This is a genomic window from Pontibacter anaerobius (genome assembly GCF_026241195.1).
GTDB classification, from domain to species: Bacteria; Bacteroidota; Bacteroidia; order Cytophagales; family Hymenobacteraceae; genus Pontibacter; species Pontibacter anaerobius.
The window spans coordinates 82,212-104,367 of the sequence record NZ_JAPFQO010000007.1 but is presented as its reverse complement, the minus strand read 5'-3'; the positions used below and the strand labels follow the sequence as shown (position 1 = coordinate 104,367).

At 51.3% G+C, this 22,156-nt stretch carries 21 protein-coding genes and 1 tRNA gene; 15 read left to right on the top strand and 7 right to left on the bottom strand.

Translation table 11 applies throughout. The features are described from left to right. Positions 1-680 precede the first annotated feature (680 nt). Positions 681-1,256, top strand: coding sequence for a hypothetical protein (locus OO017_RS11145; RefSeq protein ID WP_266052568.1), 576 nt, complete (start codon positions 681-683; stop codon positions 1,254-1,256). Positions 1,257-1,319: 63 nt separating this feature from the next. On the opposite strand, the gene glmS is transcribed toward OO017_RS11145, so the two are convergent. Together glmS and OO017_RS11135 are read right to left on the bottom strand one after the other, a co-directional pair. Further along, positions 1,320-3,155 carry a glutamine--fructose-6-phosphate transaminase (isomerizing) gene (glmS, locus tag OO017_RS11140; RefSeq protein WP_266052567.1) on the bottom strand — a complete coding sequence of 612 codons (1,836 nt, stop codon included), beginning with the start codon at positions 3,153-3,155 and terminating at the stop codon, positions 1,320-1,322. A gap of 294 nt (positions 3,156-3,449) precedes the next feature. Beyond that, on the bottom strand, positions 3,450-4,262 hold the full coding sequence (locus tag OO017_RS11135; protein ID WP_266052566.1) for a glycogen/starch synthase: 813 nt from the start codon (positions 4,260-4,262) through the stop codon (positions 3,450-3,452). Positions 4,263-4,399: 137 nt separating this feature from the next. Between OO017_RS11135 and panC the strand changes: the two genes are divergently transcribed. The 7 genes from panC (at position 4,400) to OO017_RS11100 (ending at position 10,363) form a co-directional block, all read left to right on the top strand. Then, entirely contained in the window at positions 4,400-5,254 is an 855-nt protein-coding gene (panC, locus tag OO017_RS11130) for a pantoate--beta-alanine ligase (protein ID WP_266052565.1), read from the top strand. Positions 5,255-5,347: 93 nt separating this feature from the next. Continuing rightward, positions 5,348-5,695 carry an aspartate 1-decarboxylase gene (panD, locus tag OO017_RS11125; RefSeq protein WP_140622883.1) on the top strand — a complete coding sequence of 116 codons (348 nt, stop codon included), beginning with the start codon at positions 5,348-5,350 and terminating at the stop codon, positions 5,693-5,695. Between the two features lie 9 nt (positions 5,696-5,704). After that, complete coding sequence (locus OO017_RS11120; protein WP_266052564.1) at positions 5,705-6,748, top strand: lysylphosphatidylglycerol synthase transmembrane domain-containing protein; 1,044 nt, start codon at positions 5,705-5,707, stop codon at positions 6,746-6,748. Continuing rightward, positions 6,732-7,223, top strand: coding sequence for a D-glycero-beta-D-manno-heptose 1-phosphate adenylyltransferase (gene rfaE2 / locus OO017_RS11115; protein ID WP_266052563.1), 492 nt, complete (start codon positions 6,732-6,734; stop codon positions 7,221-7,223). Before OO017_RS11120 ends, rfaE2 begins: the two co-directional genes overlap by 17 nt. 14 nt (positions 7,224-7,237) lie before the next feature. Continuing rightward, positions 7,238-7,918: a zinc metallopeptidase gene (locus OO017_RS11110; protein ID WP_266052562.1), complete on the top strand. Its 681-nt coding sequence runs from the start codon at positions 7,238-7,240 to the stop codon at positions 7,916-7,918. 219 nt (positions 7,919-8,137) lie between these two features. Beyond that, entirely contained in the window at positions 8,138-9,277 is a 1,140-nt protein-coding gene (locus OO017_RS11105; RefSeq protein ID WP_266052561.1) for an acyl-CoA dehydrogenase, read from the top strand. Positions 9,278-9,436: 159 nt separating this feature from the next. Then, positions 9,437-10,363, top strand: a complete 927-nt coding sequence (locus OO017_RS11100; RefSeq protein WP_266052560.1) for an AraC family transcriptional regulator — start codon at positions 9,437-9,439, stop codon at positions 10,361-10,363. Here the strand turns inward: OO017_RS11100 and OO017_RS11095 are convergent. From OO017_RS11095 to OO017_RS11085, 3 genes are read right to left on the bottom strand one after another with little or no spacing between them, the layout of a single operon-like run. Then, positions 10,346-11,110, bottom strand: a complete 765-nt coding sequence (locus tag OO017_RS11095; protein ID WP_266052559.1) for a phosphoglycerol geranylgeranyltransferase — start codon at positions 11,108-11,110, stop codon at positions 10,346-10,348. The genes OO017_RS11100 and OO017_RS11095 overlap by 18 nt on opposite strands. Then, positions 11,100-11,726: a hypothetical protein gene (locus OO017_RS11090; protein ID WP_266052558.1), complete on the bottom strand. Its 627-nt coding sequence runs from the start codon at positions 11,724-11,726 to the stop codon at positions 11,100-11,102. Before OO017_RS11090 ends, OO017_RS11095 begins: the two co-directional genes overlap by 11 nt. Next, positions 11,723-12,109 carry a phage holin family protein gene (locus tag OO017_RS11085; protein ID WP_266052557.1) on the bottom strand — a complete coding sequence of 129 codons (387 nt, stop codon included), beginning with the start codon at positions 12,107-12,109 and terminating at the stop codon, positions 11,723-11,725. The genes OO017_RS11090 and OO017_RS11085 overlap by 4 nt, the downstream gene beginning before the upstream one ends. Positions 12,110-12,262: 153 nt before the next feature. Between OO017_RS11085 and OO017_RS20035 the strand changes: the two genes are divergently transcribed. Beyond that, complete coding sequence (locus tag OO017_RS20035; protein WP_266052556.1) at positions 12,263-13,366, top strand: J domain-containing protein; 1,104 nt, start codon at positions 12,263-12,265, stop codon at positions 13,364-13,366. A gap of 179 nt (positions 13,367-13,545) precedes the next feature. Here OO017_RS20035 and OO017_RS11075 read toward each other — a convergent pair. Continuing rightward, positions 13,546-13,621, bottom strand: a tRNA-Phe gene (locus OO017_RS11075). Positions 13,622-13,789: 168 nt separating this feature from the next. On the opposite strand from OO017_RS11075, the gene OO017_RS11070 reads away from it, so the two are divergent. The 4 genes from OO017_RS11070 (at position 13,790) to OO017_RS11055 (ending at position 18,639) form a co-directional block, all read left to right on the top strand. Next, entirely contained in the window at positions 13,790-15,163 is a 1,374-nt protein-coding gene (locus OO017_RS11070) for a 4Fe-4S dicluster domain-containing protein (protein WP_266052555.1), read from the top strand. A gap of 98 nt (positions 15,164-15,261) precedes the next feature. After that, a complete protein-coding gene (locus tag OO017_RS11065) occupies positions 15,262-16,080 on the top strand; it encodes a (Fe-S)-binding protein (RefSeq protein ID WP_266052554.1) in 819 nt (272 codons plus the stop codon). Positions 16,081-16,178: 98 nt separating this feature from the next. Continuing rightward, the gene (locus OO017_RS11060; protein ID WP_266052553.1) at positions 16,179-16,661 is read left to right on the top strand and encodes a hypothetical protein; all 483 of its coding nucleotides are present in this window, start codon (positions 16,179-16,181) and stop codon (positions 16,659-16,661) included. A gap of 28 nt (positions 16,662-16,689) precedes the next feature. Then, positions 16,690-18,639 (top strand): CHU_0125 family OmpA-like outer membrane integrity protein, encoded by a 1,950-nt coding sequence (locus OO017_RS11055; protein ID WP_266052552.1) that lies wholly within the window; start codon positions 16,690-16,692, stop codon positions 18,637-18,639. 684 nt (positions 18,640-19,323) lie between these two features. Here the strand turns inward: OO017_RS11055 and OO017_RS11050 are convergent. Then, the gene (locus tag OO017_RS11050) at positions 19,324-19,881 is read right to left on the bottom strand and encodes a hypothetical protein (protein ID WP_266052551.1); all 558 of its coding nucleotides are present in this window, start codon (positions 19,879-19,881) and stop codon (positions 19,324-19,326) included. A gap of 151 nt (positions 19,882-20,032) precedes the next feature. On the opposite strand from OO017_RS11050, the gene OO017_RS11045 reads away from it, so the two are divergent. Next, complete coding sequence (locus OO017_RS11045; RefSeq protein WP_266052550.1) at positions 20,033-21,202, top strand: AIR synthase related protein; 1,170 nt, start codon at positions 20,033-20,035, stop codon at positions 21,200-21,202. A 265-nt stretch (positions 21,203-21,467) separates the two neighbouring features. Beyond that, positions 21,468-22,145, top strand: coding sequence for an outer membrane beta-barrel protein (locus OO017_RS11040; protein WP_266052549.1), 678 nt, complete (start codon positions 21,468-21,470; stop codon positions 22,143-22,145). Positions 22,146-22,156 lie beyond the last annotated feature (11 nt).

The following is a 22,156-nucleotide window of genomic DNA, read 5'->3' as shown; positions in this document are numbered from 1 at the left end:
TGGTTCAAGCTCCGCCAGTTGTATCATCCAACCACCCCTAGCCCCTCCTTATCCAAGGAGGGGAGCTCTGCTGAATCTCCATCAGCGGCGGCTATCGAAATCTGTTCCCAGTCTTTCCGTTAAGCGCCTATGCGAGTTTTTCCGGTGCCCGTGAGGGCATTGCGACGCAGGAGCAAAGGAAAAGGTCCCAGCGCGATGCGGGAAGACGAGCCCTCCCGGGCTGGAGGGAGCCAAAGCCAGAGATGAAACTTTAGGTATGTAAGACTAAGGATAAGCGTTAGCTAGAAAGAATAGCTTGTGTCCAGTTAAAGGAAGCGGCGGCTAAGTATAAATGGACAGGTGTAAAGTATTGCAGATTAGGAAATCCGCGGCAGAAAGGTTCCGGACAGGGATGTCCGGAACAGCAAGTAGTATAAGTATGGCTACAGTTGAGTTACAAACTCAACACTATAAAAAGGATACAAGTCTTCAGACTTGCGCAGAAGGTGTAGAGAGCCGCATTGGCTATGAAAGTGTACCCTACACCAAAGTATAAATCCACACACTCAACTTTCTTATTTTAATACCTCTACATTTCTATATTGAAAGCGCATTCCTTATCTTGAGCATTTATACTTTACCATAACCCGATGAAAACAACTTTACTCGCTCTATTACTATGTTTGACAGGCGCTGGAGCCATGGCGCAAGTTAACGAGACAGCCAACTACCAACTTACCATCAATGGCAAAACCACAGACATCGCCTTAGGCAAAGAGTATAAACTAAAGCTCGCCAACGGCAAAGAGGTTACGGTGGCGGTTAAGCAGAAGGAGATACTTACTTACCAGGACGACTGGGTGTCGCTGCAGTATCCCCAGGGTCTGCATCCTGCATTCACCTCGCCTGACCCGGATCTGGAGCAGATAACGCTGCTAACGGCTAGTGGCAACGGCATACTGCTACAGAAGTACAAGACCATGAACCCAACAGAAATCGTGGACCTGATGCTGAAGGAAATGACCAATGAGGAAGTAAGCTTTGGGTATACGGTAACTGAAGCGCCTTTTGAGCGCAGATTAAAGTCCGGGCAACAGGCCAGGGGCAAATCAGTGGAACTGAAGTATGGCAGCGATGTGCAGCACTACACTGTGGCAGCCTTGGGCGGCGATAACGAAGGTATAATATTCGTCACCATGCTCAACACCGAGTATAACAACGAGGATCACAAAGTGATACAGCTGTTTCTGGACACATTAGCCTACAACCGAAACTAAAAGGCAGGATACAAAAAAAGGGAGCTACACCTAGCTCCCTTTTCTGTTTTTATACTTTGCAGATTACTCTACCGTCACAGATTTAGCCAGGTTGCGGGGCTGGTCAACGTTACAGCCGCGCATAACCGCGATGTGGTAAGACAGTAACTGCAGCGGAATAACAGACAGCAACGGCATCAGGTGCTCACTTGTCTCCGGAATCTCGATCACGTGGTCAGCCATAGCCGGAATCGTGGTGTCGCCTTCCGTTACGATGGCAATGATCTTACCCTTGCGGGCCTTTACTTCCTGCACGTTCGACACGATCTTCTCATAAGAGCTATCCTTAGTGGCGATTACCACTACTGGCATTTGCTCGTCAATCAGTGCGATTGGTCCGTGCTTCATCTCTGCGGCAGGATAGCCCTCGGCATGTATATAGGAGATCTCCTTCAGCTTAAGCGCGCCTTCCAAGGCAACCGGGAAGTTGTAGCCACGGCCCAGGTACAGGAAGTTCGTAGCATCTTTGTACTGCTCCGAGATGCCGATGATCTGCTCGTTCAGCTTCAGTGCCTCTTCCACCTTGTTCGGGATCGTTTCCAGTTCTACCATCAGCTCACGCAGCTTGGTGGTCTCCAGTGTACCGCGCTTGCTGCCGATGATCATAGCGATCAGCGTCAGAACGGTTACTTGTGCCGTAAAGGCCTTTGTACTGGCCACACCAATTTCTGGTCCGGCGTGTGTATAAGCACCTGCGTCAGTGGCACGGGCAATAGAAGAGCCTACCACGTTACAAATACCGAAAATAGTAGCGCCCTTAGACTTTGCCAGTTCCAGCGCCGCCAGTGTATCCGCCGTTTCGCCAGACTGCGAGATAGCGATTACGATGTCTTTCTCGTTGATGATTGGGTTGCGGTAGCGGAATTCAGAAGCGTATTCAACTTCTACCGGTATGCGCGCCAGGTCCTCGATCAGGTACTCAGCCACCAGGCCGGCATGCCACGAGGTGCCGCATGCCACAATAATGATGCGGTTGGCGTTCACGAACTTATTCTCAAACTCACGGATACCCGCCATCATCAGGTGGTTGCTCTCGGCAATCATGCGGCCGCGCATGCTGTCAAGTATAGAGCGCGGCTGCTCAAAGATCTCCTTCAGCATGAAGTGCTCATAGCCACCCTTCTCGATAGACTCCAGCTCCATCTCCAGCGTCTGCACGTAAGGCGTCTGCTTCACGTCTTCCTTAGTGCGGATATCCAGCTCACCGTTGTTGATGATCGCCAGTTCGTAGTCGTTCAGGTATACTACCTCGTTTGTGTACTCAATGATCGGGGTTGCATCAGAGGCCAGGAAATACTCACCCTCGCCGATACCCACCACCAGCGGGCTACCCTTACGGGCCGCAATCAGCTGGTTAGGGCTGTCGGTTGCCAACACCACGATGGCATAAGCGCCCACCACCTCGTGCATGGCAAGTCTTACCGCCTCCGGCAGGGTGCAGTTGTTATTCGTGCGGATGTCCTCGATCAGGTTGATAAACACCTCTGAGTCCGTATCCGACTGGAAAGTATGGCCCTTCTCGACCAGGAGCTTCTTAAGCGAAGCGTAGTTCTCGATGATGCCGTTATGGATGATGGCGATGTTGCGGGAGGTAGAGTAGTGGGGGTGCGCATTCACGTCGTTCGGCTCACCGTGGGTAGCCCAGCGGGTGTGGCCCATGCCAATGTTGCCGTGCGTGTCCTGCTCGGCAATAAATGCCTCCAGTTCGGCTACCTTGCCTTTTCTTTTGTAAACGTTCAGCTCACCGTTCATTAGCGCGATGCCCGCACTGTCGTATCCTCTGTACTCGAGCCTTTTCAGGCCCTTAATGATAATTGGGCTCGCTTCCCGATGCCCAACATAAGCTACAATTCCACACATAAAATTTCTTTATTTTCTCTCATAGAAACACATAGGTAACTGCAAATGTACCTATTTCTTATATATCTCTATAACTTCTATTCTTTGGCATTGTGTTTTTGACGGCAATTGTCAAGTCAAATGGCTTGTTGTCAAGTGTTTAACTAGTAATAAAAAAGACTGCCACTATATCACATAAATGTAATATAAGTGGCAGCCTCTTGTAATATTGTTGTATTCCTCCTCTTTAAGGAATGCCCCTTACACTTATATTATTTACGCAAAGTGCAAAAAAGGGACAAAAGAAAATCAAAGTTATTTGCTTAATTCGTTATACAGATTGTAGTAATTATCCAGTAAAGTGTCGTCAGCGCAAACTGTGCTGATGCTCTTCTTCTTCATGAAGTCGTTAAACAAGGCGTTGATGTTATCGCTGAAGTCCTCGTTTGTCTTGATCACAGCATCGGCGTACTCCATGCCGCATTTAATAAAGCCGTTCGTGTCAGCCGACTCCAGGTGCTTCAGCATGCTGTCGTCAATATCCAGCATCTTTACCTTTTCCAGCAAATCCTCGCTAAACTTATGGGTATAGCTGTTGTTGTATACGGTAAACATCGACTTGGAGTCCTTAAAGATAGGGTCCTTTTTGTACGTGGTTTTCAGGTACATCGGTATCAGGCCTGTCATCCAGTCGTTGCAATGTACGATATCTGGCGCCCAGCCCAGCTTTTTCACCGTCTCCAGCACACCCTTGCAGAAAAAGATAGCGCGCTCGTCGTTATCCTGGTGAAACTTGTTGTTCTTGTCAACAAAAACTGACTTTCTGTGGAAGTAGTCTTCGTTATCAATAAAATAAACCTGTAGCTTCGCGTTCGGGATAGAAGCTACTTTAATTACCAATGGTTTCTCGTCGTCACCCACGGCGATGTTGATACCAGAAAGGCGAACCACCTCATGCAAACGGTTTTTGCGCTCGTTTATCAGGCCGAACCGCGGAACAAAAATGCGGATCTCCATCCCTCGTTCCTGCATACCCTGCGGCAGCGTCTGTAAAAACTCTGCTACTTTCGTGGTTTGAAGGAAGGGATTGATCTCGGTGGCGGCGTATAGGATTCGCAATTTTGACATGGGTATGTAGTTAAAATTTAATAAGCAACAGTAATGGGACGTGCAAAATTAGTATTTTTTATTCTGATTTTCAATTTAAAACGTTATAACTTAGTTTTGCCAGCTTTACAGTTGCCTTAACACAACACACCACCAACATGGAAGTTATAGAGCGGGTTAGTACCATCCGGGACCATATGAAGGCGTTGCGCTGCAGCGGCAAGCGCATTGGCTTTGTGCCAACCATGGGTGCCCTGCACGAGGGGCACCTGCAGTTGTTGCGCGCTTCTGCGCAGGAGAACGATGTTACTGTTTGCAGTATTTTCGTGAATCCCACCCAATTCAACAACCCGGAAGACTATAAGTTATACCCACGCACCATGGAGAAAGACATCGAGCTGCTGAAATCGGTTGGCTGCGACGTCCTTTTTGCCCCACAAGCCGAGGAGGTATATGTACAACAGTCGCTGCTGCAGTTTAGTTTCGGGCCGCTGGAAGCCGTGATGGAGGGTGAACACCGCCCGGGGCATTTTAACGGGGTGGCCACCGTCGTGAGCAAGCTGTTCCACTTTGTGCAGCCGCACCGCGCCTACTTCGGGCAGAAGGACCTGCAGCAGGTAGCCATTGTAAAGCAACTGGTGCAGGCGTTAAACTTTGATGTGGAGGTGGTGCGCTACCCAACCATCCGCGAGGAGGATGGGCTGGCTATGTCATCGCGGAACAAGCGCCTTGACCAGAAGCAGCGGCAGACGGCAACCATACTGCACCGTGCGCTGCAGCTGGCCAAAGATCAACTGGGGCAGAAGCCAGTTTATACTATAAAAGTGACCGTAGAAGCCTTTTTGGCCGGTGAAGACCAGGTGGAGCTGGAATACTTCGAGATAGTGGAGCCGGATACCCTGCAGCCGCTGGCAGAGGTTCAGCCGGGGCAGGAGGTGGCCCTCTGCATTGCCGCCTTCGTGGGCTCTGTCCGCCTGATCGATAACCTTCTTGTGAATCTAAACGAAGTATAAATTGTTTGGAGGCAGATACAGGAACCTGCTGTTGGCGTTGGTAGTTATTATGCAGCCAATTGTCTAACTTTGCGCTCCATTACAAATTACACCATGTATATTGAGGTTTTAAAATCCAAAATCCACCGTTGTAAGGTAACTCAGGCCGAACTGCACTATGTTGGTAGCATCACCGTTGATGAGGACCTGATGGACGCCGCCAACATCGTGGAGAATGAGAAAGTGCAGATTGTGAACATCAACAATGGGGAACGCTTCGAAACTTACGTGATTAAGGGAGAGCGCGGAACCGGCACCATCTGCCTGAACGGCCCGGCGGCCCGAAAAGTGCAGGTAGGGGATGTGGTGATCATCATTTCCTACTGCAGTATCAAGTTCGAAGACGCCAAAAGCCACACGCCTACACTTGTATTTCCGGACCAGCACAACCGCCTGGTATAATTCCTTTGCATGAATAAACTGCTTTCGTTTCTGAAGTATGTCCTGCTGCTGGGCGTATCCGCATTTCTGATGTGGTACGCGCTAAAGGAGCTGGACTTTCAGAGAATGTGGGCAGAGTTCCAAAGCGCCGACTACGCCTGGGTGCTGGTGTCGGTGGTGATGGGCGTGCTGGCTTACCTGAGCCGCGCGCTGCGCTGGCAAATGCAGATCAGGCCTACGGGCTATAACCCGCCGCTTGCCAATACCTATAATGCCATGATGCTGGGCTACCTGGCCAACCTCGTGCTGCCACGCATGGGCGAGGTGGTGCGCTGCAGCATGCTGCGCCGCTCCGATAACCTGCCGCTCAACACGGGCTTCGGCACCGTAATAGCAGAGCGCATTATTGACATGGTGATGCTGCTGGTGGTGGTGGGGCTTACCTTCCTGGTAGAGTTTGGCCGTATACGCGACTTTTTCCTCAGCCTTTTTACAGACAAGTATACCAACCTGGAGCAAAGTATAAGCCCTTTGTACTGGGCGTTCTGGGTGATACTGGTCCTGGTGGTCGTGCTGCTATTTGTAGGGCTGCGTTACCTGAGCCTGCTGCGCAAGAACGTGTACTTCCGAAAGGCGGTGCGTTTTGCAAAAGGTATGCTGCAGGGTGTGTTCAGTGTCACAAGACTGGATAACCAACTGGCTTTCTGGGGCCATACTTTATTTGTGTGGCTAATGTACTATGGCATGAGCCTGGCCGTGTTCTACGCGCTGCCGGCCACTTCCGGGCTTGGCTGGGGCGCCGCACTCTCTGTGCTGCTGGCGGGTACGCTGGGCATGGCGGCGCCGGTGCAGGGCGGTATCGGCGTGTACCACCTAATGGTGCAGGCCACGCTGCTGCTCTACGGGGTGCCCAAAGAGGCCGGTATGGCCTATGCGCTGCTGGCGCATACTTCGCAAACACTTTTGGTAGTTGTAATGGGAGTGATTAGCTTTATAGCAAGTATGCTGGGCCGTGCAAAGCCGGTTACAGCGCAAAGCCATACTTCTTCCAAAGCACATGAACTCAAAGGATAAGATCTATACCCTTCCGCAACTGCTGGAGCAGGTGCAAGCCTGGCGTGCCCAGGGCCAGAAAATCGTTTTCACCAATGGTTGCTTCGACCTGCTGCACCTGGGCCACGTCGATTATCTCGAGAAAGCCAAACAACTCGGCGATAAGCTTGTTTTGGGCTTGAACACCGATGCCTCCATTAGCCGTATAAAAGGGCCCAGCCGACCACTGCAGGACGAAATGTCACGCGCGCGCGTTATGGCATCCCTTTTGTTTGTGGATGCCGTAGTGCTATTTGATGAAAATACGCCCCTGCAACTGATCGAAGCCGTGCAGCCAGACATACTTGTAAAAGGCGATGATTACACGGTGGAGCAGATTGTGGGGCACGAGGTAGTGCAGGCCCGGGGCGGAGCCGTAAAGACCGTGCCGCTCGTAAAAGGCTACTCCACCACAAACATCGTAAAGAAAATAGAGAACAACAGTAATCCTAAATAGCTAAAACTAAAACCATGCTCGGAATATATTTTATTGGTATCGTATTCATGCTGATAAGTATGGGTGTAAGTGCCCGCCTTAAAAGTAAGTTTAAGAAATACTCCCAGACGCCGCTTAGCTCTGGCCTGAGTGGCCGTGAGGTGGCGGAGATGATGCTGCGCGACAACGGCATCACGGACGTGAAGGTCATGTCGGTGGCAGGTCGCCTGACAGACCATTACAACCCTTCGGATAAAACGGTGAACCTGAGCGAGTACGTGTATGAGGCGCGCAGTGCCGCCGCCGCCGCCGTAGCCGCCCACGAATGCGGCCACGCCGTGCAGCACGCCAAAGCCTATGCTTTTCTTAAGTTCCGCTCGGCCATGGTGCCGGCGCTAAGTATAGCCTCGCGCTACATGCAGTGGGTCATCCTGATTGGTATACTGATGATACAGACTACACCGGTGCCGCTGGCAATCGGGGTGGCGCTGTTCGGTCTTACTACACTGTTCAGTTTTATCACGCTGCCGGTTGAGTTCGATGCCAGCAAACGTGCCCTTGCCTGGATAGACCAGCGGGGAATCGTGACCACGCAGGAGCACGCCATGGCAAAAGACGCGCTGAAGTGGGCCGCCCTAACGTATGTGGTAGCTGCGCTTGGCTCGCTGGCCACACTGCTATATTATGTATCGCTGCTGATGGGCCGTCGCGATTAAGCCATGCTTAATATAGCCTGATTACACTAGCGCTGCCCGTTGCTTTGCACTGGCAGCGCTTTTTTTTGCCTGTTTCCATACCCTGATTTAATTAAATATGAACAAACCGTGGGCCTATCACAACAATTATTAGAATATCGGGTTGAATTAATGCAACTTAATTTCATAGTTTTGCACCGGAATTAAAATTAATCAAATATCGTCTTTTAGATAACAAACATGAATTTTCAACTAACAGAGGAACATTTGGCAGTGCAGGCTGCCGCCCGCGAGTTTGCACAAACAGAGCTGTTGCCAGGCGTTATAGAGCGTGATGAGCACCAGAAGTTTCCGGCTGAGCAGATCAAGAAAATGGGGGAGCTTGGCTTTTTGGGCATGATGGTAGACCCTAAGTATGGCGGCGGCGGCATGGACACGATCTCTTATGTCCTGGCGATGGAGGAGATCTCTAAAGTAGACGCCTCTGCATCTGTGGTAATGTCAGTAAACAACTCGCTGGTGTGCTGGGGCCTGGAGAACTTCGGTACCGAGGAGCAGAAACAGAAATACCTGACAAGGCTGGCCACTGGTGAGATTATCGGCGCTTTCTGTCTTTCTGAGCCTGAAGCCGGGTCTGATGCCACCTCTCAGCGCACTACGGCTGAAGACAAGGGCGATTACTATTTGTTGAACGGCACAAAAAACTGGATCACGAATGGCAGCACTGCTTCCGTTTACCTTGTAATTGCACAAACTTACCCAGAAAAAGGCCACCGTGGCATTAACGCGCTAATTGTGGAGCGCGATATGGAAGGATTCGAAGTTGGACTAAAAGAAAATAAATTAGGAATTCGTGGCTCAGATACCCACTCTTTAATGTTTTCTGACGTAAAAGTACCAAAAGAGAACAGAATAGGAGAAGATGGCTTCGGATTTAAGTTTGCGATGCAAACACTGGCTGGAGGACGCATCGGCATTGCCTCACAGGCACTCGGTATCGCCTCTGGAGCTATGGAGCTGGCCTTGAAATACGCTAAGGAGCGCAAGGCATTTGGCGTGGAGATCGCCAAACACCAGGCTATTCAGTTTAAACTGGCCGATATGGCAACAAATATCGAGGCTGCCCGCCTTTTGTGCCTTCAGGCCGCTTATGACAAAGATGAACACCGTGATTACGGTAAGTCGGGCGCGATGGCTAAACTGTTTGCCTCTAAAGTAGCTATGGAAACAACCGTGGAAGCAGTACAAATTCACGGCGGTTACGGTTTCGTGAAAGAGTACCATGTGGAGCGCCTGATGCGTGATGCTAAGATCACCCAAATTTACGAAGGTACCTCTGAGATACAGAAAATAGTAATTTCGAGAGAGCTGCTTAAGTAAGATCAGGCTTAAAATGCTGTTTCCATGTGAATTGAGCTATAGATAGTCTTTATTGAATTAAAATAAATTTTAAAATTAGTTTTGAAGTTTATAAAGATTAGTCTTAGCTTTAGGCGAAAATTAAAGGGTTTATAGTATAAAAGTTAGTTGGTAACACACATGGAAGATTACAATAAGATTATTGAGTCGCTTGGGGTGCGGTTCATTAAGGCTAAAAATCTGGTGTTGCAACAGCCGTTTACGGTGCGCAATTACTACGATGTTGGTAACAATTTGATCCTGCTGCACAAGGGCAGTATCTTTTTCGGTGACGAGGAGCAGGCGGTAGAAGAAGGGGAACTTCTATTTGTGCCTGGCGGCCGAAGCACCAAAGTTACCTATGGCCCGTCTGGTGAAGGAAAGTCCATCACCAATGACGACCTGATCACGAACAGAGAGAAGTTCTTCAGAAGCAACAACGACCTGGACCTGATCGGTGACGCGGAGGAAAGCCACAGCTATGTGAGCTTCGAAGCCAAAGTGTTTGATTCGGTTAACTTCTTTGCATCGCTGGATCTGCCTGCATTCCTTATCTCTAACAACACCAAGCTTGCCAACCTGGTAATTAAAGTGGTGGAGGAGAACATGCAGGAGCTGCCAGGCAAAGAGCGCCTGATCAACCTGTACACTGAGCAGATCGTGGTGGAGATCGTTCGCCACATCCTGAAGAACAGAATGTTTGTGGAGCAACTGGCAACAAACAGCACGTACTTTAAGGACCCTCGCCTCATTGACCTGTTCAACTACATCAAGGAGAACCTGGGTGGCGACCTGTCTAACAAAGTGCTTTCTAACGTGGCCAATGTGTCTGAGGATTATGTAGGGCAGTACTTCAAAATGCTGACCGGTATTAACCCACAGGATTACATTGAGTACCAGCGTATGGAGCGTGCCGTGTTCCTGCTGCGCACTACCAAGAAAAGCATCCGCGAGATCGGTAAAGAAGTCGGTTACAAAGACACGGCTTACTTCTGCCGCCGCTTTAAGATGATGTTTGGTATACCTGCCGGTAAGATGCGCCGTCGCGAATCAGCGATGAACATCTAAGGCAACGTTATACGAAGCAACAAGAGAAGAGACCTCGGCCAAAAAGCCGGGGTTTTTTTCTATGTGATTTCCTATCACGATCACATCGGCGCCGGCATCGAGAGTAGCTATAGCCTTTTCAGTAGTGTCGATTCCTCCTCCAACTATAACCGGCAGCTCCACGGCCTCGCGTACGGCTGTGATCATCTCTGCGGAAATAGGCTTCATGGCTCCGCTGCCGCCATCCATGTAAATGTACTGTAGCCCCAGCAGTTCGCCGGCCATAGCGGTGCAGGCGGCAATGGCCGGTTTGTCGTAAGGTATAGGTGTGGTGCCGCTCATATAAGAGGCGGTGGTTTGGCGACCGGTATCTATCAGCATGTAGCCAGTTGGGTATACTTGTAGCTGGCTTGCCTTAAGTATGGGGGCCGAGATAACATGCTGCCCGATCAGGAAATCCGGGTTGCGGCCCGAGATGAGGGAGAGTAGCAGAATACCGTCTGCCTGCATGTCGATGTGCTGGCTGCTGCTCGGGAAAAGTATAACCGGCACGTTGCTGTGCTGTTTCAGGAGGTGGATGATGCCGGCCTGGTTCTGGGAGGTGACAAGGCTGCCGCCAACAAAGAAAAAGTCCACGGCATGGTTCTCGCTCAGGGCAATGAGGTGTAGGCAAGAAGCCTCCGTCAGGTTGTCGGGGTCGAGCAGCACGGCAAAGTGCTTCCTGCCTGTGTTAAATTGTGGTCTTGGGCGGTTTTTGTTAAATGGCATCCTTCTCCGGAACGATATACTCAGTTGTCTCTAGCTCAGTAACCTCTGCCACAGGTTCAGTAGCAGTAGGCTTAGCTGCAATATCGTTATTTTCAGAGACACTGTTTAAGTATTCTTCCAGCTTTTTGGTGCCATACATAACCAATAGCGCCAATACCTGCTGTTGCAAAGCTTTGCTCAGCTTTGAGGTCAGGAATGGCTCAGGCTTTTTTTTTACGTCCTCCGTGCCGTGGTCGGCATGGGGCATGCGTTCTGACGATAGCGTATAGCCATCCTCCTGCTCATGCACATAAGAGTCGTAGTTGATAAGCGGGGTAGAAGTATGAACCGGGTAAGCAGCGGCTACAAAAGTGCCTTTCTGGTCGTTCTTGCCCTTTTTGCCGCCCTTTACTTTCTTAGAGGCCTTTACTTTTTTTTTGCTGCCACCGGAGAAAACGCGCTTCACCAGCCAGCCTGCAAACAGTACGCCGCCCGCAATGGCCGCTTTTTTGCCTATTTCCTGCCCCTGCGACTTGATCTGGTCAACGTCGCCCATCAGTGCCCTTTTATACTCTTCCTTTTGGCGCTCCAAAAAGTCGCGCTCGTTGTCAAACAATGGGTTATTTAATTCGCTCATACGTGTGGTTCTCGTTTGTCTGATTTATAGATGGTATTGTCAAAAGCCTTATCGGCCACACCTTGGAAGATCTTTTTATCCAGGCCCACTACAAGTATAACTAAGAGTATTATGTAGAACAACGCCACAATGCCAAAGCCCCAGAAAGAGCTATCGAGGAGGTGGTTAAGCAGCAGGCCCAGGAAAATATTCACGAAGATAAGGACCATAAAGGCGATAACCCCCAGTAGAACGCCGTGCATGGTGCCAACTAAAGCGGCTTTCAGTTTTTCCTGGATCTCCAGCCGTATAATGTCTATGCGGGTATCAATATACCCCATCAGGTTCTCCATGAGATGAGGCGCCTTTTCGCGAGTTCCGTTATCTTCTTGTTGTAGAGCCATGTTTTTTTAGCTTTTTTTTAACTTGTTCTGTATACGAGGGTAGATTAAAAAATTTACGTAAAGTATAACTTGATAAAACTGTAGTACGGATTTTGAGGTTAATTGTATAGGTTTAGTTAAATTTAAGACTGATCTTCTAAGATTGATACCTGCTTGAACCATAACCACTACCAAGTATTAGGTGTTAGCCAAACGGCTACGGCGGCGGAGATTAAGGCGGCGTACAAGCGGCTCGCCTTTAAGTATCACCCGGATAAGAACCCCGGCAACCTGCTTGCAGAGGAGCTCTTTAAGCAAGCGAACTCCGCCTATCAGGTGCTGTCTAACCCGAGCAAGCGCGCCCTCTACGACCTTCGGCTGCAGTACCAGCGCGAGCAGCACCAGCGTGCCGTTATGCAGCACCAGCCAAGACGCTACGAGCCGAGGCACTATACCACCCGCGAGCCCGCCGGCGTGTCGGAGCGGCATTACAAAAAGCGCCAGGCCAAGAGCTACAGCTTCTCGCGTAAAGACTGGTATATTACACTGGCCTTTGCCAGCGGCCTTATTCTCTTCAGCCTGCTACTCAAAACCGTTATGGACCATATTGCCGGGGAGGACAAGTATAAAACAGCCCTGACCTACATAGCGGATGGCAAGTACACAAGTGCCCATCGTCTCCTCACAGACGCGATTCATTTTATACCGGACAAGGCGGCCGCCTATGAGGCCCGTGCCATGATTGAGTTGGATGTGTACGAGAACTATACCTCGGCGTTACAGGACCTGAACAAGACGATCTCGCTGCAGGAGCAGCCATCGGCACAGGTATACTACATGCGTGGGCGCAGCCTGCAGCAGCTGGCAAAATACCGGCAGGCCGAGCAAGACCTGACCAAGGCGCTTGAGCTAAACGACAGGCTTTGGCATGCCCACCTGAAGCGGGGCGAGGTGCGTCTTTTCTACCTGCAGGACTATGAGCCTGCCATTGCCGACCTGACCACTTTTCTGCGCAACAGCACCACCGGCCCCGAGCAGGTGGAGGGGCTGACGTTCCGGGGATTTGCATATTATAAACTGGGGCAATGGGGGCAGTCGGAACAAGACTACCGCGCCGCACTGATAGCCGATAAGCAGAACGGCCGCTTGTATTATCTGCTGGGCCGCACTGAGTTGGAGCAGCAGCAGCCCGACTCTGCCTGTGCGCATTTTTACAAGGCCTACGACCTGGGGTACAGCGCAGCGCTGCTGGAGCTGCGGGCCAGGTGCCAGCCGTAATCATTTTTTGTGGAGGTTGGGCATAAGCGGCAAAGTATGGCGCACGTGCCTCGGTGGGCCAGAGCATCAGGCGGGGTTGCTGCATAACCGCTGGTGCGGGATTAAAGTATAGGGAGAGCCTGACCAGAGAGGGGGATAAAAACAAAAAACCCTCACCGGTAAAGTGAGGGTTTTTAAGCTGGTGGTGATGATTGGAATCGAACCAACGACACAAGGATTTTCAGTCCTTTGCTCTACCAACTGAGCTACATCACCAGCTCTTGTTGTGCCCCTTGTTTCGAAAGGGTATGCAAAAGTAGTAACTAACTTTTAAGTAGCAAACATTCGCGAGAAAAATATTTTTAAAAAGTGCGCAGGCGTACATCTTTCTCAAGATTCTACTATCTTTATCTATAAATTAGTATGTATAACGAATAAATTGCCGTGATAGGAATAGAGAACATTGTCTTTTTAATTGTGGCCGCCATTGGCATCGGCCTGTTTGTCTGGCAAATCCGCAAGATCCGCAAGAATATTCTGATCGGCCGTGACGTGGAACTGGCTGATAACCCATCGGAGCGCATCAACAAAACTTTACTGGTGGCTTTTGGGCAGCAGAAAATGTTTAAGCGTATGCTGCCGGCTGTGCTGCACCTGTTCGTGTACGTGGGCTTCCTGGTGATTAACATTGAAGTGCTGGAGATCCTGATTGATGGTATTTTCGGAACGCACCGCATTCTGGGCTTTGCCGGCATCCTGTACAGCGGACTGATGGCGGTAAATGAGATACTGGCAGCGCTGGTAATCATTGCCTGCGTTATTTTCCTGTGGAGACGTAACGTGACGCACGTGCCGCGCCTGGCAAACGGCGTAGAGATGCGTGCCTGGCCTAAACTGGATGCAAACCTTATCCTGATCACGGAGATTGTGCTGATGATCGCTCTGTTTGCCTTTAATATTTCTGACTTGAAACTGGCAGAGCTGAGAGGCGCACACTTAGCCGGTGCCTTCCCGGTAAGCTCCATGTTCGTTAATGTGTTGGGCAGCGACCCGGATACCTTGCATGTGATCGGCCGCGTGGGCTGGTGGTTCCATATTCTGGGTATACTTGCCTTCATGAATTATCTGCCAAGCTCCAAGCACTTCCATATCATCATGGCTTTCCCGAACGTGTATTACTCTAAGCTGCTGCCAAAGGGTAAGTTCACGACTAACCCGGCCATTACGCACGAGATCAAAGCCATGCTGGACCCTAGCTACCAGCCGCCTGCCCCAGAGGTAGACGCCGAGGGCAACCCGGTGATGCAGCGTTTTGGGGCGAAGGATGTGGAGGACCTGACCTGGAAGCAGCTCATGGACTCTTATACTTGTACGGAGTGTGGCCGTTGTACCTCAGTTTGTCCGGCCAATATAACAGGCAAATTACTGTCGCCGCGCAAGATCGTGATGGACACCCGCGACCGCATGGAGGAGAAGGGCGAGCACCCGGCTATCTTCAAGCCAAATCACTATAAAGAAATGGGCGTGGAGCGCGTGGAAGTGACGGAGGAGAAAACCCTGCTGCGTGGCTACATTACGCCGGAGGAGCTGTGGGCCTGCACCAGTTGCAACGCCTGCGTGGAGTCCTGCCCGGTTAATATAGACCAGCTGTCCACTATCATGGACCTGCGCCGCTACCTGGTACTGGAGGAGTCTGCCGCGCCAGCTTCGCTGAACGCCATGTTCACCAACATCGAAAACAACGGTGCACCATGGGCCTTCTCACCAGCCGACCGCTTTAACTGGGCTGATGAACTGTATGTGCCTTCAAAAAACTAGAGAAAAGAATTTTTAGACATAGGGCAACAGACACATGATGATGGACTTGATTCCTTTGTCTTTTGTCAATCAGTCCTTTGCCGTTTACAAATAATCAGATGGAAGAGAATAAGAGATTAGTGAAAGTGCCTACCATGGCTCAAATGGCGGCCAATGGCGAAGAGCCCGAAATCCTTTTTTGGGTAGGCTGTGCCGGTGCTTTCGACGACCGTTATAAAAGAGTAACCCGTGCCTTTGTGCAGATTCTGGAGCATGTGGGCGTAAAGTATGCCGTACTGGGTACAGAGGAAAGCTGCACCGGCGACCCAGCCAAGCGTGCCGGCAACGAGTTCCTGTTCCAGATGCAGGCGCTAACCAACATAGAGGTGCTGAATGCCTACAACGTGAAGAAGATCGTGACGGCCTGCCCACACTGCTTCAACACCATCAAAAACGAGTACCCTGATTTAGGTGGCAACTATGAGGTGATCCACCACTCCACGTTCCTGCAGCAGCTGATTAACGAGGGGAAAGTGAAAGTACAAGGCGGCGAGGCTTTCACGGGCAAGCGCATCACCTTCCACGATTCCTGCTACCTGGGCCGCGCCAACGATATATATGAAGCGCCGCGCGATGTGCTGGCCGCCCTGGATGCTGACCTGGTGGAGATGAAGCGCAGCCGTGCTAACGGTCTTTGCTGCGGTGCCGGTGGTGCCCAAATGTTTAAGGAGCCTGAGCCAGGAAAAAAAGACATCAACATAGAAAGAACAGAAGAGGCCCTGGCCACGCTTGGGGCCGGAAATGGCGTGATCGCCACAGCTTGCCCGTTTTGTATGGTAATGATGAATGATGGCGTAAAGAACAAGGAGCAGGAGGAAAGCGTAAAAGTCTTCGATATCGCTGAGCTTATCGCGCAGGCAGAGGGATTATCGAAATAACACCTTATTGTTGGATTGCGGGCGATATTAGCCGTTGGGTTTACACTTGATGGGTTGGTTAACGCGCAGCGACCAACAACTTACAATTAACAATCACTATGTATATTCCGTTTGATCAACTGCCCCCGCAATCGCGCATCTGGATCTACCAGGCCAGCAGACCCCTGACGGAGGCGGAGCAGACTGAAATAAAGCCGGTTCTGGAGCGTTTTGCTACAGAGTGGAGCAGCCACGGAAAAGGACTGCAGGCGTCAGCGGCGCTGCTGCACGGGCGTTTTCTGGTGCTGGCCAACAACGAGGAGGCCACTGCGGCCAGCGGGTGCTCCATAGATGCCTCGGTAAGGTTTGTGCGGGAGTTGGAGCAGCGGCTGGGTGTGTCTTTTATGGACCGCACGCAGCTGGCTTTCCAGAAGGAGGGGGAGGTAGAGCTGGTAAGTATGCCGGAGCTGAAAAGCAAGCTTGCCGCTGGCGACATTGACAAGAATACGTTATACTTTGATACGCTTATAACCAATTACGGTGAGCTGCAGCAGGCATGGCCAAGGCCGGCAGGCAACAGTTGGCTCTCCCGCTATTTCTGATCCGGCATAACCTTAACCATACTTGTTCATGCACAACATGCTTCCACTAAAGCCCCTGGCGAAACAACTGCAACAAACCGGTTTTATAGTGCTGCTCCTGCTGCTGCTAAGTGGCTGCGGTGCAAGCCAATACCTGGCAAAAGGCGATAAGCGCTTTGGGCAGGAGGAGTATGAGCGGGCCATTGAGTTCTACAAGCAGGCGCTGGGCAAATCCGGAAATGCCGGAGAGGTGAACTATAAGATTGCAGAAGCCTACCGCCGCTCTAACCGCCTGGCCGAGGCCGAACCATACTATAAAGCTGCCCTGGATGCCAACTACCGCAAAGAGGACGCCTATTTTTACTACCCGCTGGCCCTGAAGGCAAACGGCAAGTATGAGGAGGCGCTGCGCCGTATGGGTGAGTACGTGAAGGTAGCTACCAGCCCGCAGTTGCGCTCCATGGCGGTGCGCGAGCTGGAGAACCTGCAGCAGTTGGATGAGATAATGGGCCTGGGCGAGCGCTTTAAGGTGCAGAACCTGGAGGCGCTGAACACCGAGGGCTCAGAGTTTGCGCCACACGTGCTTAATAACGAACTGATTTTCTCGTCTACACGCGGTCCCGGCAAAGAGTACCTGGGCAATGGCGAGGGTTTTCTGAACATCTACACCACCACCCTAACCGACTCTGCCGCAGAGATGGGAGGCGCCGTGCACAAGTATGAAAGCATTAATAATGAGGAGCTGCACGAGGCCTTTGCCACCTTTACCAACGAGGGCGCTACCATGGTGTTTGCCCGTGGCAACGAGGGTACTAAGAAAGGCCGCAGCAACGTGGATCTGTTTGTGTCGAACCGCCGCGCCAGTGGCTGGACCGAACCGAAGCTGCTAAGTATAAACGATCCTGAAGCATGGGATTCGTCTCCAGCATTTACACCGGATGGCAAAACGCTATACTTCTCATCCAGCCGCAGAGGCGGTTTGGGAGGTACAGATATCTACAAATCGACGCTAGATGACAATGGCCGCTTTACGGCCCCTGAGAACCTTGGGTCGGATATCAACACGGCAGGCAACGAGAGCTTTGTATCGGTAGGGCCGGATGGTACGGTATATATTGCTTCTGATGGCTTGCCGGGTCTGGGCAACCTCGACCTGTTCCGCATCGAGAACGGTAAGCCGGTGAATATGGGAAGGCCTGTAAATTCGCCGGGCGATGATTTTGGAATGTACTTTGTGAATGAGCAGTTTGGCTTTTTCTCGTCTAACCGCGAGGGCGGTAAAGGCGGCGACGACCTGTACCGCTTTGTGCGCAGCGACCGCAAGCTGGTGAAGTTCTTCGTGGACGGCACGCTGTACCAGCTGCGCGAAGGCGCCAAGCAGCGAACCCCGGTACCCAACAATACCGTAGCGCTTCAGGACGAGGCAGGCAAGCAAATAGCCATGGCCAGTACCGATGCCGAGGGCAAATTCTCTTTCCCGCTCGACTCGGCTTCTACCTACTCTGTAGTGGCGGAGAAACCAGGTTTCTTTACTGCACGGCAGCGTGTTACCACAGTAGGTAAAATGCCTGCGCAGAGTGAGCTGAAAGATCCGATGAACGAGGTGCGCCTGACTGCTACGCTGGTGCTGAACGAGATCGTGAAGGAGAAAGCCATCGTGCTGGAGAACATCTTCTATGACTTCGATAAGGCCAATATCCGTCCGGACGCCGCCGTGGAGTTAGATAAGCTGGTGCAGATTCTGAAAGATAACCCGGCAATTTCCATAGAGCTAAGCTCGCACACTGACGCCCGTGGATCCGATGTGTACAACGAGGACCTGTCGCAGCGCCGCGCCGAGTCTGCCGTGGAGTACATCATCTCGAAAGGCATAGACCGCTCGCGCATCACGGCAAAAGGATACGGCGAGAGCCGCCCGGTGGTGAAGAACGCCAAAACCGAAGAGCAACATCAGCGCAACCGCCGCACCGAATTTAAAGTGGTACGTATACAGGAGTAATCAGTGTAGCGCTACAAAAGCGGGAGCCGCATAAGTTTTATACTTGTGCGGCTCTTTTTTTTGATCAGGATTCAGGGATGCGTATGATTTATACTTTGGTTACGGCTTCCTAGAGTATATACTTTGGCTGTACTTGTTAGCCGCTGCTTCTCCCCTCTGGCGCAAGTCTCCAGACTTGTGTCATTTTATGGTGTTGAGTTTGTAACGCAACTATAGCCATACTTTATACTTTGCCTATACTTTTATACTTGCCTTTCCCGCTGTTCCGGACATCCCTGTCCGGAACCTCTCTGCCGCGGACTCCTAGTCCGCATACTTTGTACTTCCCTAGCCGCTGTTTCCTACAATTTGAACCAAGCTATCCTTGCTAGCTGCTGCTGAGGCTCCCTCCAGCCCGGGAGGGCTCGTCTTCCCGCATCGCGCTGGGAGCTTTTCTTTGCTCGCTGTCGCTTTGCAATCCCTTCGGGACCGAAAAACTCCAAAGGCGCTCAACGGAAAGACTGGGAACAGTTCGATAGCCACCGCTGACGGAGTTTCAGATCAATTCCCCTCCTCGGAGGGGCTAGGGGGGGGTTACACCTGCCGGAAACTCCCCTCCTTAAACAAGGAGGGGCAGGGGGGGTGGACCCGTGTTGAATAAAATCCTGTTAACCTTAAAATCCTGATTCGGACCCAAAGTGTAAATCACTTCCCGAAAGTATACTTCAGCCCAACCCCCAGCGTGCTTATGCGGGAGTGGCCAAAATACTCGAAGTTGTTTGTGTTAAGGCCAAGCATCATATGGCGATAATCAACTGAAATAGCCAGCGGCAACCTCGGGAATGTATACTCTATGCCCACAGAGGCAAGTAGCATGGCGCCAACCTCCATGTCCTGCTTCTCGTTAAACCTGTCGCGGGAGCCGCCCACGGCTCCAATGCCCAGTCCGGCGTATGGCCTCAGGCGGCTGGAGGTGAGCAGTTGCGGCTGCCACAGGTAATGCAGCGAGGCCTGGTAAGCCCGCTGGTAATGCCATTGCCCCACCTGCAACTCCAGTGCCGACTGCGGACCTACAAAATGTTTCAGGCGGAGTTCAGAGTCTATGCCCGACGGGCCGCCCCAGGTGGTGCGGAAGCCGAGGGAGGTTTTATAGGGCGCAACGGCCTGCGGTTTTGAGGAGGGGACATCATCGGTTTGGGCCAGCGCAGGCCCAGCGAAGTAGGAGAGGGCGCCCAGCAGCGGGAACAGCAGTTTCGTTTTCATAGATACATTGTTTTATGATGATACATCTATGTAACTGACCCTCATACTTCCCGAGCCGTTGCAATTCTCATCTTTTAAAGTATAAAAATGGCCGCTGCTGTCGGGAATGCCGTTCCCTTTGTTAAATTTGTAGGCAAATCATCCTGAAACTATGGAAAACAGATATTTGCGTCGCGGCGTATCCGCCTCTAAGGAGGATGTGCACAACGCCATCAAAAACATCGATAAAGGACTTTTCCCGAAAGCTTTCTGCAAGATCATCCCCGACATCCTGACCGGCGACGAGGATTACTGCGCCATCATGCACGCCGACGGGGCCGGCACCAAGTCATCGCTAGCCTACATGTACTGGAAAGAGACCGGTGACCTTAGCGTGTGGAAAGGCATTGCCCAGGATGCCGTGGTGATGAACACCGACGACCTGCTGTGCGTGGGTGCCACGGACAGGATCCTGCTTTCCTCCACCATAGGGCGTAACAAGAACCTGATCCCGGGTGAGGTGATTGCCGCCATTATAAACGGTACCGAGGAGGTGCTGCAGATGCTGCGCGACAACGGCGTGGGCATTTACAGCACGGGCGGCGAGACAGCCGACGTGGGCGACCTGGTGCGCACCATCATTGTGGACAGCACAGTGACGGCCCGCATGCGCCGCGACGAGGTGATCTCGAACCACACCATACAGCCCGGCGACGTGATCGTGGGCTTTGCCTCTTACGGGCAGGCCACTTACGAGACCGAGTACAACGGCGGCATGGGCAGCAACGGCCTCACCTCGGCCCGCCACGATGTGTTCCATAAATACCTGGCTGCCTCTTACCCCGAAAGCTACGATCCGGAGCTGCCTGTGGACCTGGTGTACTCCGGTAACAAGCGCCTGACGGATGTAGACAAGGAAACAGGCATAGAGGTGGGCAAACTGGTGCTCTCGCCGACGCGTACCTATGCGCCTATCGTGATGGAGATTCTGAAGCAGCACCGCCCGCACATACACGGCATGGTGCACTGCAGCGGAGGCGCCCAAACCAAAGTGCTGCACTTCACCGAGAAGGTACATATTATTAAAGATAACCTGCTGCCGGTGCCACCGCTGTTCCGCATCATTCAGGAGCAGAGCCACACCGACTGGAAGGAGATGTATAAGGTCTTCAACATGGGGCATCGCCTCGAGATTTACCTGCCGGAGGAGCATGCGCAGGATCTGATTGACATCTCGAAAAGCTTTGGCGTGGAAGCGCAGGTCATCGGCCGCGTGGAGAAGAGCAAGGCCAACGAACTCACCATCCGCAGCCCGTACGGCGAGTTCTACTACGAAGGCTAAATTATACTTTGAACATACTTTGCAAGCGCCACAGGTACAGCACCTGTGGCGCTTCTTTTTTCCGGGTCTGATGTGACAAAACACCGGGAAAATGCCGGATAGAAAGTATGATCGCGAGTTGTTATGGCACTTTATAAAGTATAAAGTAGGCTAAAATAAGCTAAAACCCATGTGACAAATTCCCCAGAAAGTACCTTGTGTTTATACTTTTAGGTAGGTATGTTTATGGATACTAAGTTTTTCTGTTCCTCTCGCCATACCTTAAATGAAAACAAGCTTCCTAACCCTTCTGCTGCTGCTGTCCTCGTTCGCCGCTGTGGCGCAGCAAGCTTCTAATCCAGATTCTACAGATAATAAATTCTTCGTAGGGGTAGGATTAAGCAACACGTCATACCCGATAATGGGGGAGCTCAAGCACGAGTCCTTTAGTGCTATAAAGCCATTTGTGATTGTTAATTTTGGGTATAGGCTAAACAAAAGAACAGCCATACAAATTGGGCTTGGCTATGGTGCCAATGAAATAAACGGGTACACGACAGCTGTATCGAATGGTAAATATGGGAATTTCCATAAATACCAACGTATCCGCGGGGTAGTTACTCCCTTAACCTTGAAATGGACGCCCTTTAACCCATACAAGAGGCTGCAATTATATGCTAACGCCTCGCTTGCTCCTGTTTTTGGCCACATGAAGACAAGGGCTACAGAAACCTATGATGAAGATATCACAGTTCTCTATGATGAAAAATTCTATACGTTTGATTTGGTTGCCACGGCAGGCTTAACGCTCAACTACAGGCTCAATAAGCGGATAGACCTTTATGCTGATGGCATCCTGTTCTACAAGAACTTTTTCTTCGAACCGCGCTCAAGCAGTATTTATGAAGGTAAATCAGTGGGAGCAGGTCTAAACTACAATCTTAACCTGAGGCGGGAGAAGTAAGATAAGTTTGA